Source organism: Priestia sp. FSL W8-0001, from assembly GCF_038050335.1.
GTDB lineage: Bacteria > Bacillota > Bacilli > Bacillales > Bacillaceae_H > Priestia > Priestia flexa.
The window spans coordinates 3074459-3090575 of sequence record NZ_JBBPAL010000001.1 but is presented as its reverse complement, the minus strand read 5'-3'; the positions used below and the strand labels follow the sequence as shown (position 1 = coordinate 3090575).

The 16117-nt window shown below is 38.5% G+C and carries 22 protein-coding genes; 20 read left to right on the top strand and 2 right to left on the bottom strand.

What is annotated here, in order from left to right; translation table 11 throughout:
* Positions 1-65: 65 nt before the first annotated feature.
* The 3 genes from MKZ18_RS16375 to MKZ18_RS16365 all read left to right on the top strand — a co-directional run bounded on the left by MKZ18_RS16375 (position 66) and on the right by MKZ18_RS16365 (position 1755).
* The gene (locus MKZ18_RS16375) at positions 66-755 is read left to right on the top strand and encodes a CoA transferase subunit A (protein WP_100346857.1); all 690 of its coding nucleotides are present in this window, start codon (positions 66-68) and stop codon (positions 753-755) included.
* A gap of 17 nt (positions 756-772) precedes the next feature.
* A complete protein-coding gene (locus tag MKZ18_RS16370) occupies positions 773-1441 on the top strand; it encodes a CoA transferase subunit B (protein ID WP_025909799.1) in 669 nt (222 codons plus the stop codon).
* A gap of 65 nt (positions 1442-1506) precedes the next feature.
* Positions 1507-1755 (top strand): YqkE family protein, encoded by a 249-nt coding sequence (locus MKZ18_RS16365; RefSeq protein ID WP_309247706.1) that lies wholly within the window; start codon positions 1507-1509, stop codon positions 1753-1755.
* A gap of 31 nt (positions 1756-1786) precedes the next feature.
* Here MKZ18_RS16365 and MKZ18_RS16360 read toward each other — a convergent pair whose 3' ends face one another.
* Both MKZ18_RS16360 and mciZ read right to left on the bottom strand, forming a co-directional pair.
* Positions 1787-2695, bottom strand: a complete 909-nt coding sequence (locus tag MKZ18_RS16360) for an aldo/keto reductase (protein ID WP_144593749.1) — start codon at positions 2693-2695, stop codon at positions 1787-1789.
* 115 nt (positions 2696-2810) lie between these two features.
* A complete protein-coding gene (mciZ, locus tag MKZ18_RS16355) occupies positions 2811-2963 on the bottom strand; it encodes a Z-ring formation inhibitor MciZ (protein ID WP_076512177.1) in 153 nt (50 codons plus the stop codon).
* A gap of 71 nt (positions 2964-3034) precedes the next feature.
* Here mciZ and MKZ18_RS16350 point away from each other — a divergent pair, with 71 nt between their 5' ends.
* The 17 genes from MKZ18_RS16350 to spoVAE all read left to right on the top strand — a co-directional run bounded on the left by MKZ18_RS16350 (position 3035) and on the right by spoVAE (position 16117).
* Entirely contained in the window at positions 3035-3586 is a 552-nt protein-coding gene (locus MKZ18_RS16350) for an NUDIX domain-containing protein (protein ID WP_144593748.1), read from the top strand.
* Between the two features lie 97 nt (positions 3587-3683).
* Positions 3684-4328 (top strand): stage II sporulation protein M, encoded by a 645-nt coding sequence (gene spoIIM, locus MKZ18_RS16345; protein WP_025909100.1) that lies wholly within the window; start codon positions 3684-3686, stop codon positions 4326-4328.
* Between the two features lie 111 nt (positions 4329-4439).
* Positions 4440-4898, top strand: a complete 459-nt coding sequence (fur, locus tag MKZ18_RS16340) for a ferric iron uptake transcriptional regulator (protein ID WP_025909099.1) — start codon at positions 4440-4442, stop codon at positions 4896-4898.
* Positions 4899-5334: 436 nt separating this feature from the next.
* Positions 5335-5562: a YqzK family protein gene (locus tag MKZ18_RS16335; RefSeq protein ID WP_025909098.1), complete on the top strand. Its 228-nt coding sequence runs from the start codon at positions 5335-5337 to the stop codon at positions 5560-5562.
* Between the two features lie 6 nt (positions 5563-5568).
* Positions 5569-6462, top strand: coding sequence for a site-specific tyrosine recombinase XerD (gene xerD / locus MKZ18_RS16330; protein ID WP_025909097.1), 894 nt, complete (start codon positions 5569-5571; stop codon positions 6460-6462).
* A 247-nt stretch (positions 6463-6709) separates the two neighbouring features.
* Positions 6710-7894, top strand: a complete 1185-nt coding sequence (gene deoB / locus MKZ18_RS16325) for a phosphopentomutase (RefSeq protein WP_340842273.1) — start codon at positions 6710-6712, stop codon at positions 7892-7894.
* A 16-nt stretch (positions 7895-7910) separates the two neighbouring features.
* The gene (locus MKZ18_RS16320; protein WP_025909095.1) at positions 7911-8738 is read left to right on the top strand and encodes a purine-nucleoside phosphorylase; all 828 of its coding nucleotides are present in this window, start codon (positions 7911-7913) and stop codon (positions 8736-8738) included.
* Positions 8739-8831: 93 nt separating this feature from the next.
* Positions 8832-10136, top strand: a complete 1305-nt coding sequence (locus tag MKZ18_RS16315; protein WP_062954738.1) for a pyrimidine-nucleoside phosphorylase — start codon at positions 8832-8834, stop codon at positions 10134-10136.
* 113 nt (positions 10137-10249) lie between these two features.
* Positions 10250-11416, top strand: a complete 1167-nt coding sequence (locus tag MKZ18_RS16310; protein ID WP_061784732.1) for a D-alanyl-D-alanine carboxypeptidase family protein — start codon at positions 10250-10252, stop codon at positions 11414-11416.
* A gap of 106 nt (positions 11417-11522) precedes the next feature.
* Complete coding sequence (spoIIAA, locus tag MKZ18_RS16305; RefSeq protein WP_025909092.1) at positions 11523-11873, top strand: anti-sigma F factor antagonist; 351 nt, start codon at positions 11523-11525, stop codon at positions 11871-11873.
* Entirely contained in the window at positions 11873-12316 is a 444-nt protein-coding gene (gene spoIIAB / locus MKZ18_RS16300; RefSeq protein ID WP_025909091.1) for an anti-sigma F factor, read from the top strand. The genes spoIIAA and spoIIAB overlap by 1 nt, the downstream gene beginning before the upstream one ends.
* Positions 12317-12328: 12 nt before the next feature.
* Positions 12329-13087: an RNA polymerase sporulation sigma factor SigF gene (gene sigF, locus MKZ18_RS16295; protein ID WP_025909090.1), complete on the top strand. Its 759-nt coding sequence runs from the start codon at positions 12329-12331 to the stop codon at positions 13085-13087.
* A gap of 136 nt (positions 13088-13223) precedes the next feature.
* Positions 13224-13844 carry a stage V sporulation protein AA gene (locus MKZ18_RS16290; protein ID WP_144593747.1) on the top strand — a complete coding sequence of 207 codons (621 nt, stop codon included), beginning with the start codon at positions 13224-13226 and terminating at the stop codon, positions 13842-13844.
* Positions 13834-14256, top strand: coding sequence for a stage V sporulation protein AB (locus MKZ18_RS16285; RefSeq protein ID WP_025909088.1), 423 nt, complete (start codon positions 13834-13836; stop codon positions 14254-14256). The genes MKZ18_RS16290 and MKZ18_RS16285 overlap by 11 nt, the downstream gene beginning before the upstream one ends.
* Positions 14257-14273: 17 nt before the next feature.
* Positions 14274-14732, top strand: a complete 459-nt coding sequence (gene spoVAC, locus MKZ18_RS16280; RefSeq protein ID WP_061784730.1) for a stage V sporulation protein AC — start codon at positions 14274-14276, stop codon at positions 14730-14732.
* Positions 14733-14750: 18 nt separating this feature from the next.
* Entirely contained in the window at positions 14751-15764 is a 1014-nt protein-coding gene (spoVAD, locus tag MKZ18_RS16275; protein ID WP_025909086.1) for a stage V sporulation protein AD, read from the top strand.
* 2 nt (positions 15765-15766) lie between these two features.
* A complete protein-coding gene (gene spoVAE, locus MKZ18_RS16270) occupies positions 15767-16117 on the top strand; it encodes a stage V sporulation protein AE (RefSeq protein ID WP_025909085.1) in 351 nt (116 codons plus the stop codon).

The following is a 16117-nucleotide window of genomic DNA, read 5'->3' as shown; positions in this document are numbered from 1 at the left end:
AAAGTTCTAAATATTCTATAATAAAATAGTAAGCGTTTTCAAAAAATCGAAGGGGTGGGTTATGTATGAAACCGGTACATACATCATTTATTGAAGCAGTTAAGCCAGTAAAAGATGGTTCAATAATTATGGTTGGAGGATTTGGTCTTTGTGGTATTCCGGAAAATCTCATTTTAGCGTTAGTCGAAACGGGAGTAAAAGACTTAACGGTTATCTCCAATAACTGTGGAGTTGATGAGTGGGGACTAGGATTATTATTAAAAAATAAGCAAATTAAAAAGATGATAGGTTCCTATGTCGGTGAAAATAAAGAATTCGAGCGTCAAGTTCTATCAGGAGAGATTGACGTAGAGCTTTTACCACAAGGGACGCTTGCAGAAAAGATTCGTGCTGGCGGAGCAGGGATTCCAGCTTTTTATACACCAGCAGGAGTTGGCACACCAATTGCGATGGGAAAAGAAACAAGAACATTTGACGGCAAAGAGTATTTATTAGAAGAAGCATTGGTGGCAGATGTCAGCTTAGTAAGAGCTTGGAAAGCTGATTACATGGGAAACCTTATATACAATAAAACAGCTCGCAATTTTAGTCCGATGATTGCAGCTGCAGGTAAAGTGACAATTGCTGAAGTAGAAGAGCTTCACGAAACAGGTAAATTAAATCCAAATATGATTCATACACCGAGTGTTTATGTTCAGTCTTTAATTGTTGGCGAGCAGCAAAAACGTATTGAACGCTTAACGGTTCAAAAATAACGAGAGGAGCGGTTATGATGATTGAAAATGGTGTAAATGTAAGAGAGCGAATTGCAAAGCGAGCAGAAAAAGAAATTCAGGATGGCTTTTATGTAAACTTAGGTATTGGTATTCCAACACTTGTTGCAAATTATATTTCAGACAATAAAACGGTGGTACTTCAGTCGGAAAATGGATTGTTAGGTATTGGACCTTATCCAAAAGAAGGAGACGTCGATCCAGATTTAATTAATGCCGGTAAAGAAACCGTAACAGCTATCGATGGAGCAGCGTATTTCGATAGCGCTGAGTCGTTTGGAATGATTCGTGGTGGCCATATTAACATAGCGATTTTAGGTGGTATGGAAGTTTCGGAGACCGGTGATTTAGCAAACTGGATGATTCCAGGAAAGATGATTAAAGGTATGGGTGGAGCTATGGACCTTGTCCACGGAGCTCAGCGCATTATCGTTATCATGGAACATGTGACAAGAAAAGGTGAACCAAAGATTTTAAAAGAATGCACGCTCCCTTTAACAGGTCAAGGTGTTGTAAACCGCATTATTACAGATCGTGCTGTTATTGATGTAACTGATACCGGGCTAAAGCTAATTGAAGTAGCATCAGGATATACGGTCGATGATATTATTCAATCAACCGCTCCAGGTCTAGTAATAGACGAAAATGTAAAGCTGGATGCGTTCTAATTAATTGTTGTAGATATTTGCTTATGGTAAAATGTCTATCATAATTTAATTGCAGTGGGTGAACAATGATGGCAAAACACAAGCAAAAGAACAGTCAAAAGAAACAAGAAAATCAAATTAGTTTAAAAGATCAATTGAATAGCGATTTAGTAAAGCAGCTTCAAGCAAAGAAACATGCGCTCGCGAAGCGTGAAGAGCAGAGAATTGAGGAAGAGCAAAAAGAGAAAGAGCGCGCTCGAAAGGAAAAAGAAAAAAATAAATCATTTGAAGAACTATTTAATGAAAGTGATTTAAAATGGAATGAATTTAAATAAAAGCTCTTGCCGATAAGGCAAGAGCTTTTATTTAGCGGTGTGCTTCGTATTTATTTGCTTTAGTTAATGATTGAAGCTTTTCATAGTGTAGTTCACTTAAAGGGAGCTTTTCAACAGCTTGTACATTTTCTCGAAGCTGAGCTGGACTACTTGCTCCTGCTACTACTGATGCAACAACAGGATGATAAAGGCAGTAGTTTAACGCTGCGTGATTTAAGTCTGAATCAACGCCTTGTAGAGCAGGTATAAGCTGTTCCAAATCTTTTTTCGTATAAGTTAAATAACCTGCTTCGTTTGTAGCAAGCTTTTCTTGAGCGCGATTTGTTAGCAAACCTTTTGCGACGGGACCTCTTGCAACCACGCTGATGTTATATTCGTTTAAAAGAGGAAGCACGCTTTCTTCAGGTCGACGGTCTAATAGGTTATACTGCATCATTACGCTAACGATTGAAGATTTTTTTACGAATTCATGAATAACGTTTGGGCGTATAGACGAAATCCCATATTCACGAATGAGTCCTTCTTTTTTTAGCTCTTCGAACGCTTCGATTGTTTCGTCAATGTTGTCTTCAATTGTGCCTCCGTGCAGTTGATATAAATCAATATAATCGGTTTTTAATCGGTGTAAGCTTTCCTTTACGGCATCCTTTATGTATGCTTTCGATGGGTCCCAACGCCAACCGTCCTCAACGTCATTCCAGCGGTTTCCTACTTTTGTAGCCAAAATGATATCTTGTCTCTTTGGTTTTAGCGCTTGACCAACAATCTCTTCATTGAGACCGAAGTCATATAAATCAGCGGTGTCAAAATAATTGATACCAAGATCAACCGCTTCATCTATAATTCGCTGAGCACTTTTAACATCCGTTCCTAGCGACATACACCCCAAGCTAACTTCACTAACCAATAGATTGGAGGAACCTAGCTGCCTCTTTTTCATCCTATCCACTCCTTTGGAATACGTTTTATCTATTATATTGTAGCCTGGATAATTTTATAAACTCAACTAATTGACTCAAAGAGGCACAGAAAAAGCAGCGCTTTGCTAGCGCTGCTTAACTTTTTATTATCTTTTTAGGTTCGTTTGAAATAGTAGAAACCCATTCGTGAACATATTGAAAATGCGTACCATATTCTTTTAGCTTTTGGCGGATTTCCCATGCTTTTCCTACTAAAATCACTTGTTTACCCTCTACATAAACTTTCATTTCTTCTACCTCCTAAAAGTCGTATGATAGAATATATGTAAAGGGTTTAAATTTAGAACGAGGTGGATAAAATGGATCATTTAATTGAAAAGACGCTTGCGAAAAAAGAGATTTTTAAAGGAAGAGTCATTGATTTACAAGTGGAAGAAGTACAGCTTCCAAATGGGAAAACGAGTACGAGAGAAGTTATTAAGCATCCTGGAGCAGTTGCTGTTATTGCATTAACGGCTGACCATAAGCTAGTAATGGTCAAACAATATCGCAAAGCAATGGATCGAGTCCTAGTCGAGATTCCAGCAGGTAAACTTGAAAAAGGTGAAGAGCCCATCGTCACAGCTAAACGTGAGCTAGAAGAAGAAACGGGTTATACATGTAAAGAACTGAAACATATTATTTCCTTCTATACGTCACCGGGATTTGCAGATGAGCTTGTACATCTCTATATAGCCGAGAAGCTAGAGGTTATGGAAACAAAAGCAAGCCTGGATGAGGATGAGTTTGTTGAAGTGATAGAAACAAGCATTGAAGAAGCGCTTCAAATGATTCAAACAAATGAAATTTACGATGCAAAAACAGCGTACGCAGTTCAATATTTACAGCTTAGAAGTGCGCTAGGTGAGTAACTACCATTCGTTTCTACTATAAAAAGTAGAATAATCTCTGTCATAGTTACGCTGAATCTATCATATACTCTATCGAGTGATTGATAGGGGGAAGACGATGAGAAAAATGTGGATTAAGCGTGCTTATACACAGCACTTGCGCGATAACAGTTCAATTTATCTATTTGTCACGGTGCTGTTTTTAATGGGGATTATCTTTGGAGCTATCGTGGTAAATAGCTTAACAGTCGATCAAAAAGACGATCTTTATTTTTACCTAAACCGTTTCTTTGGTCTTGTTAAAACTGGAGAAGTGGCCACGAGTACCGAAATGTTTCAGCAAAGCTTCTTTCATAACGTAAAATACCTCGGGCTTATTTGGATTTTGGGTATAGCTATCATTGGCTTACCAGTCGTGTTAATCTTACTTTTTATTAAAGGAATGGTGATCGGATTTACGGTTGGCTTTTTAGTAAATCGCATGGGACTTTCCGGCTTTGCGTTATCTTTTGTGTCGGTAATGCCACAAAACATTTTCTTAATACCTGCGTTTTTAATCTTAACAACAGCTTCCGTGGCGTTTTCGTTAAAGCTTATTCGTCAGCAGTTCTTTAAGGGAGCAAAGGAACAGGTTGCTGCTTCGTTCTTTCGTTACAGCGGTATTTTAGTAGGAGTATTTGTTTTAATTGCATGTGCATCCTTAATTGAAGGCTATGTTTCTCCTACATTAATGAAAACAATGATGAGCTTAGTGAATAAATAATAGTTATTCTTATTTTAAAAACATTCTTTTATTTACGTTATAATAATTTTATTTTGACACCCCTTCGACATTTGATATAATAAATGAGTGAATGGCGAGGGAGGGAATGTTATGGAAAATCGAGTTGAGCGAATAAAGCAACAGTTGCACTCAGCAAGCTACAAATTGACACCTCAACGTGAGGCGACTGTAAGAGTACTCCTTGAACACGAAGAGGATCATTTGAGTGCCGAAGATGTGTATCTCCTCGTCAAGGAAAAGTCTCCGGAAATTGGTTTAGCAACTGTTTATCGAACTTTAGAATTACTAACAGAATTAAAAATTGTTGATAAGATAAACTTTGGTGATGGCGTGTCTCGCTATGACCTTCGTCAAGAAGGAGCTGCACACTTTCATCACCACTTAGTTTGTATCGAATGTGGATCAGTGGACGAAATTCAAGAAGACTTGCTTGAAGATGTAGAAGAGATTGTTGAAAAGCAGTGGCGCTTTAAAATTAAAGATCATCGCTTGACGTTTCATGGCATTTGTCATCGTTGTCAAGGCGAAGATGAAAACAAAGACGAGTGAAATAAGCCTTTTCCTTTTGGGAGAAGGTTTTTGTTTTTTTATGAAAATGACTAAGCTCGGCGCTGTATTTACGAACGCGTAGCTTAGTCATACGGAGTTAATGGAATGGAAGAGTGTAAAAAAGTGAAATCGTTAATGGTATTGCTAGTAGAGTACCCGCAGATAGTAGCGTAATAAGCTTGTAGTTATTTATTTCTTTAGAGGATTTCATCGTTTCGCGAGATACTTCATACCATATTCCGGTTGATATTAAAGCAATCAGTAATAGCATAGTGGTAGTCAGCTTTTTTACCTCCTTCAGCAATATAAATGTATTTTAACATATTTATAAGTTATTAACATAAGTTAGCGTTGAATTAGGCAAGGTAAAGTAGGTATAAAACATGTCCAGATTGGCATATCTTTTAATAGTGTTGAAAATTGGAGGATATGTCTAATGAAATCATGGGTTGAGCTAGTATATAATAGCTGTAAGGTGTTTATTTTATTTACAGGCTGCACACTATTGTTTTATTTTGGTATGGTATGGGTGTCAGGAGAATATCAAGATTATAAACGTTATGATGAGCCGAGCGGCTCCGCAGTGAAAGTAATGCAAATGAACGTATATGAAGATCAAACGTGGATTGAAAGATTATTTATGTTTTATCAAAACGGGGAGTAGAGGCAATTGAAGGATCAAGTTCAAGATTTTATTCACTATTTAATAGTAGAAAGAGGTTTAGCTAAAAATACAATCGATTCGTATGAGCGGGATTTAAAGAAATATAGTCAGTATTTAGAACATGTTGAGCAGTTAAATCATCTAAATGCTGTGACAAGAGCACATATTGTGAGTTTTCTTAAGCATTTAACAGATCAGCAAAAATCATCCAAAACAATTGCTAGACATATCGCATCGATTCGTTCGTTTCACCAATTTTTACTTCGCGAGAAAGTGACTGAACAAGATCCATCCGTTCATATTGAAACACCGCAGCTTGAACGAAAACTACCGAAAGTATTAAATGCAGAGGAAGTAGAAGCACTTCTGTCAGTCTTTGATACGTCTACGCCATTTGGATTGCGAGATAAAGCGATGCTTGAGCTTCTCTACGCAACGGGAATGCGTGTGTCAGAGCTTGTGAATTTAAACATAGAAGATGCACATTTAACAATGGGCTTTGTTCGTTGCTTTGGAAAAGGTAGTAAGGAGCGAATTGTTCCACTTGGGCGAATGGCAACGGAAGCAATCGAAGCATACCTGGCACAAGCTCGTCCAATTTTAACGAAAAAGCAGCAAGGAGAACACGCTTTGTTTGTGAATCATCACGGGAAGCGACTAACAAGGCAGGGGTTCTGGAAGATTTTAAAAGGATTAGCGAAAGATGCGCGTATTGAAAAGGAATTAACGCCTCATACTTTGCGACATTCTTTTGCTACACACTTGCTTGAAAATGGGGCGGATCTACGAGCAGTTCAGGAAATGTTGGGGCATGCAGATATTTCGACGACTCAAATTTATACGCACGTAACAAAAACACGCTTGAAAGATGTCTATAATCAATTCCATCCGCGTGCTTAAAGGTAAAAGGTTAACGGCATTGTTTTATAGCAATGTCGTTCTTTAAATGAAAACACTTTCATTTTCTGTGTACAAATAAGAAAAAACCTTTTATACTATAGAGGTCAGACTTCTGACCAATAAAGATTATGGTTAAACTTTTCCTTAAAGGGAATTTTATAATATATTGGAAACTATACGATTACAGTATTGTTTATTATAGCTTCATGAGTGAAGTGAATTTTACAACAAAGATGGAGGAATGAAGATGTTATCATCTACATACAAACGCGTATTTCTAGTTGTGATGGACTCTGTAGGAATTGGTGAATCACCAGACGCGGAAAAGTACAATGACTTGGGAGCAGATACACTAGGGCATATTGCAGAGCATTGTAACGGCTTGGATATGCCGAACATGAGCAAGCTTGGCCTAAGTAATATCCGTCCAATTAAAGGAATTGAAAAAGCAGAACAGCCGTTAGCAGTTTACACAAAGATGCAGGAAGCTTCAGCGGGTAAAGATACAATGACGGGTCATTGGGAGATTATGGGGCTTAATATCGATACACCATTTAACGTGTTTCCAGATGGATTTCCAGATGAGCTTATTAAAAAGCTAGAGGATAAGACAGGACGTAAAATTATTGGTAACAAGCCTGCGTCAGGAACAGAAATTTTAGATGAGCTTGGAGAAGAGCATGTGAAAACAGGTGCGTTAATTGTCTATACTTCAGCAGATTCAGTGCTACAGATTGCAGCTCATGAAGAAGTGGTGCCGCTTGAAGAACTATATGGAATCTGTGAGTATGCTCGCAAAATTACGCTAGACGACCCATATATGATTGGGCGTATTATTGCTCGTCCATTCCTTGGAGAGGCGGGGAACTTTACACGTACAGCAAATCGACATGATTATGCACTAAAGCCGTTTGGACGTACAGTCATGAACGAATTAAAAGATAGCAATTTTGATGTTATTGCTATTGGGAAAATCTCTGATATCTATGATGGTGAAGGTGTGACAAAATCACTTCGTACAAAGTCAAACATGGATGGAATGGATAAGCTAATCGACACATTAAAAATGGACTTTAATGGATTAAGTTTCTTAAACTTAGTTGATTTTGATGCGTTGTTTGGTCATCGTCGTGATCCAGAAGGATATGGAAAAGCTCTTGAAGAATTCGATGATCGTTTAGCAGAGGTATTCCCGTTATTAAACGATGATGATTTATTAATCATTACAGCAGACCACGGAAATGACCCAGTTCATCATGGTACAGATCATACGCGTGAATATGTTCCAATGTTAGCCTATAGCCCAAGTATGAAAATTGGTAAAGAGATTGACGTGCGCTCAACGTTTGCTGACATTGGAGCGACGGTAGCTGAGAACTTTGGTGTGAAGATGCCACAGTTTGGAAAAAGTTTTTTACGTGAACTAAATTAAGAGAGTGGGGAAAAAGATGAAGCGAGATGTAATTCATACAGCAGCAACATATATTCAAGGTAAAACGACAATTCAACCAACAATTGGATTGATTTTAGGATCAGGTTTAGGCGTATTAGCTGATGAGGTTCAGGACGCTGTAAAAATTCCATATAATGATATTCCCGAGTTTCCTGTATCAACAGTTGAAGGTCATGCGGGTCAGCTTGTAATTGGTACAATTCAAGATGTACCTGTCATTGCAATGCAAGGGCGCTTTCACTTTTACGAAGGATACTCTTTAGAAAAAGTAACATTTCCAGTGCGCGTTATGAAAGAGCTTGGAATTGAAACAATTATTGTGACGAACGCAGCGGGAGGCATAAATGAATCCTATAATCCTGGAGACTTAATGCTTATCTCAGATCATATTAACAACTTTGGAACAAATCCTTTAATTGGACCAAATGACAGTGAACTAGGCGTTCGTTTTCCAGATATGTCAACAGCCTATTGTCCAAAGCTACGTGCATTAGCAAAAGACGTAGCTAGTGAGCTAAATATTGCTGTTCAAGAGGGTGTATATGTAGGAAATACTGGTCCTACGTACGAAACGCCAGCTGAAGTTCGTATGCTACGCGTTGTAGGCGGAGACGCAGTGGGGATGTCAACTGTGCCGGAAGTAATTGTTGCTCGTCATGCAGGCTTGCGCGTCCTGGGTATTTCATGTATTTCAAATATGGCTGCAGGAATTTTAGATCAGCCCCTTCACCATGATGAAGTAATTGAAACAACAGAAAAAGTAAAAAAACAGTTCCTAGCACTAGTAAAAGAAGTTGTAAAACAAATTCCACAACACTCATAAAAAGGGAGTAGCTGTTACATATCATGTGACAGCTGCTTTTTAACTAATGGTGAATCCGTTTTCAAAAAACTATTTTAAAGGGGACTTACGAACATGAGAATGGTAGATTTAATTGAAAAAAAGCGTGATCGCAAAGAACTTACAAGAGAAGAGATTCAGTTTATCGTTAAAGGTTTTACAGATGGAGACATTCCCGATTATCAAATGAGTGCTCTTTCTATGGCTATTTTCTTTAACGGGATGACAGAGCAAGAGCGTGCAGATTTAACAATGTCAATGGTGGACTCCGGTGATGTCATTGATTTATCAGCAATTGAAGGTATTAAAGTTGATAAACATAGTACAGGGGGAGTAGGAGATACAACAACTCTTGTTCTGGCGCCTTTAGTGGCAGCTGTAGGTGTACCGGTAGCGAAAATGTCGGGACGTGGCTTAGGACATACAGGTGGGACAATTGATAAGCTAGAAGCTATCTCAGGCTTTGATGTAGAAATTAGTAAGCAAGAATTTATTGATTTGGTTAATAAAAACAAAGTGGCTGTAGTTGGTCAAACAGGAAATTTAACGCCAGCTGACAAGAAGCTGTACGCGCTTCGTGATGTAACTGCAACCGTTAACAGCATTCCTCTTATCGCAAGTTCAATTATGAGTAAGAAAATTGCTGCGGGGGCAGATGCAATCGTGTTGGATGTAAAAACAGGTGCTGGTGCTTTTATGAAGAGCTTGGATGAAGCAAAAGAATTGGCTCAAGCGATGGTGAATATCGGTAATAACGTAGGGCGTAATACAATGGCTGTCATTTCAGATATGAGCCAACCGCTTGGCTATGCAATTGGAAATGCACTTGAAGTAAAAGAAGCAATCGATACTCTACAAGGAAAAGGACCAAAAGATTTAGAAGAGCTGTGTTTAACATTAGGAAGTTACATGGTACTATTAGCTGAAAAAGCAGAATCGCTAACAGAAGCACGCCAAAAACTAGAAGAAGTAATAGCTAATGGAAAAGCGCTTGAAGCGTTTAAAGTTTTTTTAGAGTCACAAGGTGGAGACGGCTCTCTTGTAGATGATCCAACAAAATTACCACAGGCGAAACATATCGTGGAAGTTGAAGCAAAAACGGATGGCTATGTATCGGAAATTATTGCTGATTCTATTGGGACAGCTGCCATGTGGCTAGGCGCTGGTAGAGCAACAAAAGAATCGGAAATCGATTTGGCAGTAGGACTGGTTCTTCAAAAGAAAATCGGAGACTACGTGAAGGCTGGAGAATCACTTGTAACGATTCATAGCAACACAGAAGATATTGCCAAAGTAAAAGAAAGAATTTATGAAAGCATCAAGCTAAGTGAAGAAGCGGTCGAGGCACCTCCACTTGTATACGATACAATTCCTAAATAAATGATTGAAAAAGCATTGAGGTAACTCTCAGTGCTTTTTTATTTTGGAGCGGAGTATAAAGTCTTACAACGGTGGAAAAAATAGGTTTGTATAAAGAATGGAGGTTTGTGTAGATGAAGTGTAATATTATGAAACTACTCGTTGTCATCTTTTTATTCTCACTTATGACACAGCCTGTTTTAGCGAGTGAAAAAAAGTCTACGGAGTTAGCGGCACAAGCTAAATCGGCAATTTTAATTGAACGAGATACAGGGAAGGTTTTATATGAAAAAAATAGTGATCAACCCCTCCCACCTGCAAGCATGACTAAAATTATGACAATGATTTTAATTATGGAAGCGCTTGATGAAGGTAAAATTACGTTCAAAGATAAAGTTAGAGCAAGTGAATATGCAGCTTCTATGGGAGGTTCACAAATCTTCTTAGAGCCTGGTGAAGAGATGACCGTTAATGAATTATTAAAGGGAATTGCAATTGGGTCTGGAAATGATGCATCAATGGCGATGGCTGAGCACTTAGCTGGTTCAGAGGATAAGTTTGTTGAAATGATGAACAAGAAAGCTAAAGAAATTGGCTTAAAACATACAAAGTTTCAAAACCCAACAGGACTGCCTGTTGACGATCATTATAGTACTGCCCATGACATGGCAATGATGGGAAAAGAACTATTGAAATATGAAGATATTATTAATTATACAAGTAAATATGAAGATTACTTAAGGGAAGATACTGATAAGAAATTCTGGCTCGTTAACACAAATCGCTTGGTGAAATTCTATCCGGGTGTTGACGGTTTGAAAACAGGGTTCACAGGGCAAGCCAAGTACTGCTTAACGGCTACTGCTAAAAAGGGAAATATGCGTGTCATTGCAGTTGTATTTGGAGCGAATACGCCTAAAGAGCGAAATAATGAAGTAACAAAAATGTTAGATTATGCATTTAGTCAGTATACAACAACTCCTTTATATAAAAAGGACGCACCAATTAAAAAGGTAGAAGTTAATAAAGGAGAGCAAAAGTACGTAAATGCCGTAACATCAGAGCCATTATCTGCTCTTGCGAAAAAAGGAACAACAGCTAAGGACATGAAGACAGAAGTCAAACTTGATGAAAATTTGAATGCCCCTGTAAAAAAAGGTGATGAAATCGGCACTATTACCATCAAGAAAGATGGTAAAGTTATGAGCAAATCTCCACTTGTTGCGGAAGAAGACGTTGAAATTGCCTCGTATTGGCAGCTATTTAAGCGTACATTTTCACTATTTTCACAAACATCTTAAAAAAAACGACTAACATTGACGAAATGCTACTAGTTTTGTCACTCAGAAGGAATACGTCTTCGCTATAGCGAAAGATTGACTATACGACTGATAGGAGGTTTGTATAGTGAGTCTTTCTATAGAACTTGAATTAAAACAGGATGTGCTGTTAGTGCGATTGGGTGGAGAGTTAGATCATCATGCTGCAGAGCATTTAAGAACCCGCATTACACAAGAGTTAGAACAAAATGCGATTCAGCACTTAATTTTAAACCTTGAGAAATTAACGTTTATGGATAGCTCAGGTCTCGGGGTTATTTTAGGAAGGTACAAGCAGGTTCGAAACAACGGAGGAGAAATGGTTGTATGTGCAATCTCTCCACCGGTTGAACGCCTCTTCAATATGTCTGGGTTATTTAAAATTATTCGCTTTGAGCCAAGTGAACAAAACGCGCTGCAGAAGTTGGGGGTGGCATGATGAAAAACGAAATGCACCTTCAATTCTCAGCTCTTAGTCAAAATGAATCATTTGCACGGGTTACGGTGGCTGCTTTTATCACGCAGCTTGACCCTACAATGGATGAGTTAACGGAAATTAAAACAGTTGTGTCAGAAGCCGTAACGAACGCCATTATTCATGGTTATAACAATAACGCAGAAGGTATTGTACACATTGACGTTACGCTTCATGATAATGGAATGGTTGAACTTATTATTAAGGACGACGGTGTGGGAATTGATGATGTTAATGAAGCTACGCAGCCTCTTTACACAACAAAACCTGAACTTGAGCGTTCTGGAATGGGTTTTACAATCATGGAGAACTTCATGGATGAAATTAACGTCGTATCTGCGCCTTTAGCGGGAACAACTGTCTACTTAAAAAAACAATTAACAAATAGTAAAGCGTTATGTAATTAAGGAGACTTGCCGATGGATGTGGAGGTCAAAAAGGAAAAAAATGAGCCGTATTTAAAAGATCATGAAGTGAAAGACCTCATCAAGCGCAGTCAACAAGGTGATCAGAATGCTAGGGATACAATCGTTCAGAAAAATATGAGGTTGGTTTGGTCAGTTGTACAGCGATTTATTAATCGAGGATATGAGCCTGATGATTTGTTTCAGATTGGCTGTATTGGCTTGCTCAAGTCAGTCGACAAGTTCGATTTATCCTATGATGTGAAATTTTCAACCTATGCAGTTCCAATGATTATTGGTGAAATACAACGTTTTATTCGAGACGATGGAACGGTGAAAGTAAGCCGTTCATTAAAAGAAATGAGCAATAAAATCCGAAAAGCCAAAGATGAATTATCAAAAATGCTTGGACGGGTTCCCACTGTGGCAGAGGTTGCTGAACACTTGGATTTTACACCTGAAGAAGTGGTTATGGCGCAAGAAGCAAATCGAGCACCGTCTTCTATACATGAAACCGTTTATGAAAACGATGGTGACCCAATTACGCTTCTTGATCAAATTGCTGACCATAGTGAAGCAAAATGGTTTGATAAAATTGCATTAAAAGAAGCTATTGAAGAGTTAGAGGAACGTGAAAAGCTCATTGTATATTTGCGTTATTACAAAGATCAAACTCAATCAGAGGTTGCGTCTCGATTGGGAATTTCTCAGGTGCAGGTATCAAGGCTTGAAAAGAAAATTTTAAAGCAAATGAAGAGTCAAATGAATGAATAAAGAGCGGCAGGTTATCTATAACCTGCTGCTCTTTTTTTTGGTAATTAATGGTCTGTTGTGAAACTTTGAATTAGAAAATTTAAGTGAATACATACTACACGTACAAGGAGGATAACGAATTGTAGGTGTGATGTAAATGGATAATACTTTATATATCAAAATGAGACATCGTGTGCAGGTCGAACCAAATGCAGTGGTCAACCTTGGACAGCTAGCTCTCTTGATAAGTGAAGAATCAATTGAGAAAGAACTTGCTCAGCTCAGCGTGTATAAGGTGAAAAAGAGTGATCGTAACATTACCATCATTGATTTAATGAAAGTAATTGCATTAATAAAGAAGGCTTGTCCTCACCTTGATGTTCAAACAATTGGTCCTGCTCAAACGATTGTTGAAGTTGTTTATAAAAAAAAACAATCGTCTTTTATCGCATTTATAGCTGTCTGGTTTCTATTGTTTATTGGTGCGGCCATGGCCGTCATGAATTTTCATGAAGATGTTAGCATGCAGCAAGTGCATCAAAAACTGTTTTATATGCTCACAGGAATAAAGGATAAGCAGCCTTTAGTCATTCAAATCCCCTATTCATTTGGCCTTGGTTTAGGCATGATTCTCTTTTTTAACCACGTGTTTCGCAAGCGAATTAATGAAGAACCTAGCCCTTTAGAAGTTGAAATGTTCAATTATCAACAGGATTTAGATCAGTATGTCATTATGCATGAGAACAAAGAAAGTATGAAGAATTTAGATGATCGCTAACATCGTATTTACGATAATTGTAGGGTTTGCTAGTGGGCTAGCTGTAGGTGGAGGATTTGTGGCTTTTTTAACAGTGCTAGGCATTATTCCAAGGTTGATGCAGCTTACGAAAACAATGAAATATATTCAATTTTATGAGTGGGCTGTTGTTGGGGGAGCAGTAGCTGGTGGTTGGTGTAGTTTACATCAGTATACATGGAGCGTTCCTTCACTGTTTATTGGCATTATCGGGTTAGCGAGTGGAATTTTCTTTGGCATGCTAGCAGCTGCTCTAACTGAGATGCTGAATGTATTGCCTATCTTAACAAAAAGAATAGGAATGGATGGAAAGCTTATTCTATTACTAATGGCCATTGTACTGGGGAAGGTTTTTGGATCGCTTTTTCACTGGGTTTATTTTGTTAATCAATAAAAAGGAGTGGATACTAAGTGGCAGGTAATCAAAAGCTAAAAGATAACTATCAAGAGAATATAAAATCATTTCAACCAAAGCCTCCTTATGTGTTGAATTGTCTCAAAGCTTTTATCGTTGGAGGGTTGATATGTGGGTTTGGGCAAGCTATACAAAACTTTTATATCACATTTTTTGATTTCACGACAAAAACAGCAGGAAATCCAACAGCCGCAACGCTTGTTTTAATTTCAGCAATCTTAACAGGTATCGGTGTATACGATCGAATCGGTCAATTTGCAGGTGCCGGATCTGCCGTACCGATTACTGGGTTTGCGAATTCAATGACAAGTGCAGCCCTAGAACATAGAAGTGAAGGGCTTGTTTTAGGAGTTGCAACAAATATGTTTAAGCTAGCTGGAAACGTCATCGTTTTTGGTGTTGTGGCTGCTTATATCGTCGGAATGATTCGATATATATTTAAAACATTTTTTTAGATAAAGGAGAGAAAGTAAATGAGAAAGGCTGGAAAACAAACATGGGTATATGAAAATCTTGTTTATATTAACGCAGCTGGTACAGCTGTTGGACCCAAAGAAGCTGACGGTCCATTAGGAAGTACCTTTGATATCACGCATAAAGATCTGCACTGTGAAGAAGCAAATTGGGAGTTAGCTGAGCGTAAGCTTATGCGCGAATCCATCGACTCATGTTTGGGGAAGATGAATTTATCGTATGAAGACGTAGATTTATTTTTAGCTGGTGATCTTTTAAATCAAAACGTAACGGCCAATTTTGTCGCAAGAGATCACCAAATTCCTTTTCTTTGTATGTTTGGAGCTTGCTCTACTTCAATGGAAACGTTAGCAACGGGAGCTGCGCTTGTAGATGCAGGGTTCGCCAACCGTATTATAGCGTCTGCCAGCAGCCATAATGCAACGGCAGAGAGGCAGTTTCGGTACCCGACTGAATACGGAGGGCAAAAACCAGACACTGCAACTGCAACAATTACGGGAGCAGGAAGTGCACTTGTTTCTAGACAAAAGAGTCCTGTTCGCTTGACGTCTGCTACTGTAGGACGAGTAATGGATTATGGAATTAAAAACCCTTTTGATATGGGTTCAGCTATGGCTCCAGCGGCTGCGGATACGATTCAAAAACATTTTGAAGATTTACAGATTTCTCCGGATCACTACGATTTGATCGTTACTGGAGATTTATCAGGCGTCGGTAGCCCAATTTTGAAACAGTTATTAAAAGATGAAGGGTATGACGTTTCAGAGAATCATAATGATTGCGGCTTGATGGTTTATCGTCCGAACCAAAACGTATTTGCTGGTGGAAGTGGATGCGGTTGCTCTGCTGTTGTCACATATGGACATCTGCTTAATGAATTAAAGTCAGGAAACTTAAAACGAATCTTTGTTGTTGCAACGGGAGCACTGCTTAGCCCAACGATGACGCAGCAAAAAGAATCAATACCAACCATTGCACACGGTGTTGTAATGGAACATGTTGAGGAGGGATAATTGTGGATTATGTTATTGCTTTTGTGGTAGGAGGAGCAATCTGTGTAATCGGTCAGCTGTTGCTTGATTTTGCCAAGCTTACCCCTGCTCACGTTATGAGTTCCTTTGTAGTAATTGGAGCAATCTTAGATGGATTTGGGATTTATGATAAATTTATCGAATTTGCTGGAGCAGGCGCCACAGTTCCAATTACAAGCTTTGGACACTCGCTATTACACGGAGCTATGCATCAAGCAGATGAACATGGGTTTATTGGAATTGGTATCGGTATGTTTGAGCTAACGTCGGCAGGTATTTCAGCAGCTATTTTATTTGCTTTTATCATCGCGCTAATCTTTAAACCAAAAGGATAA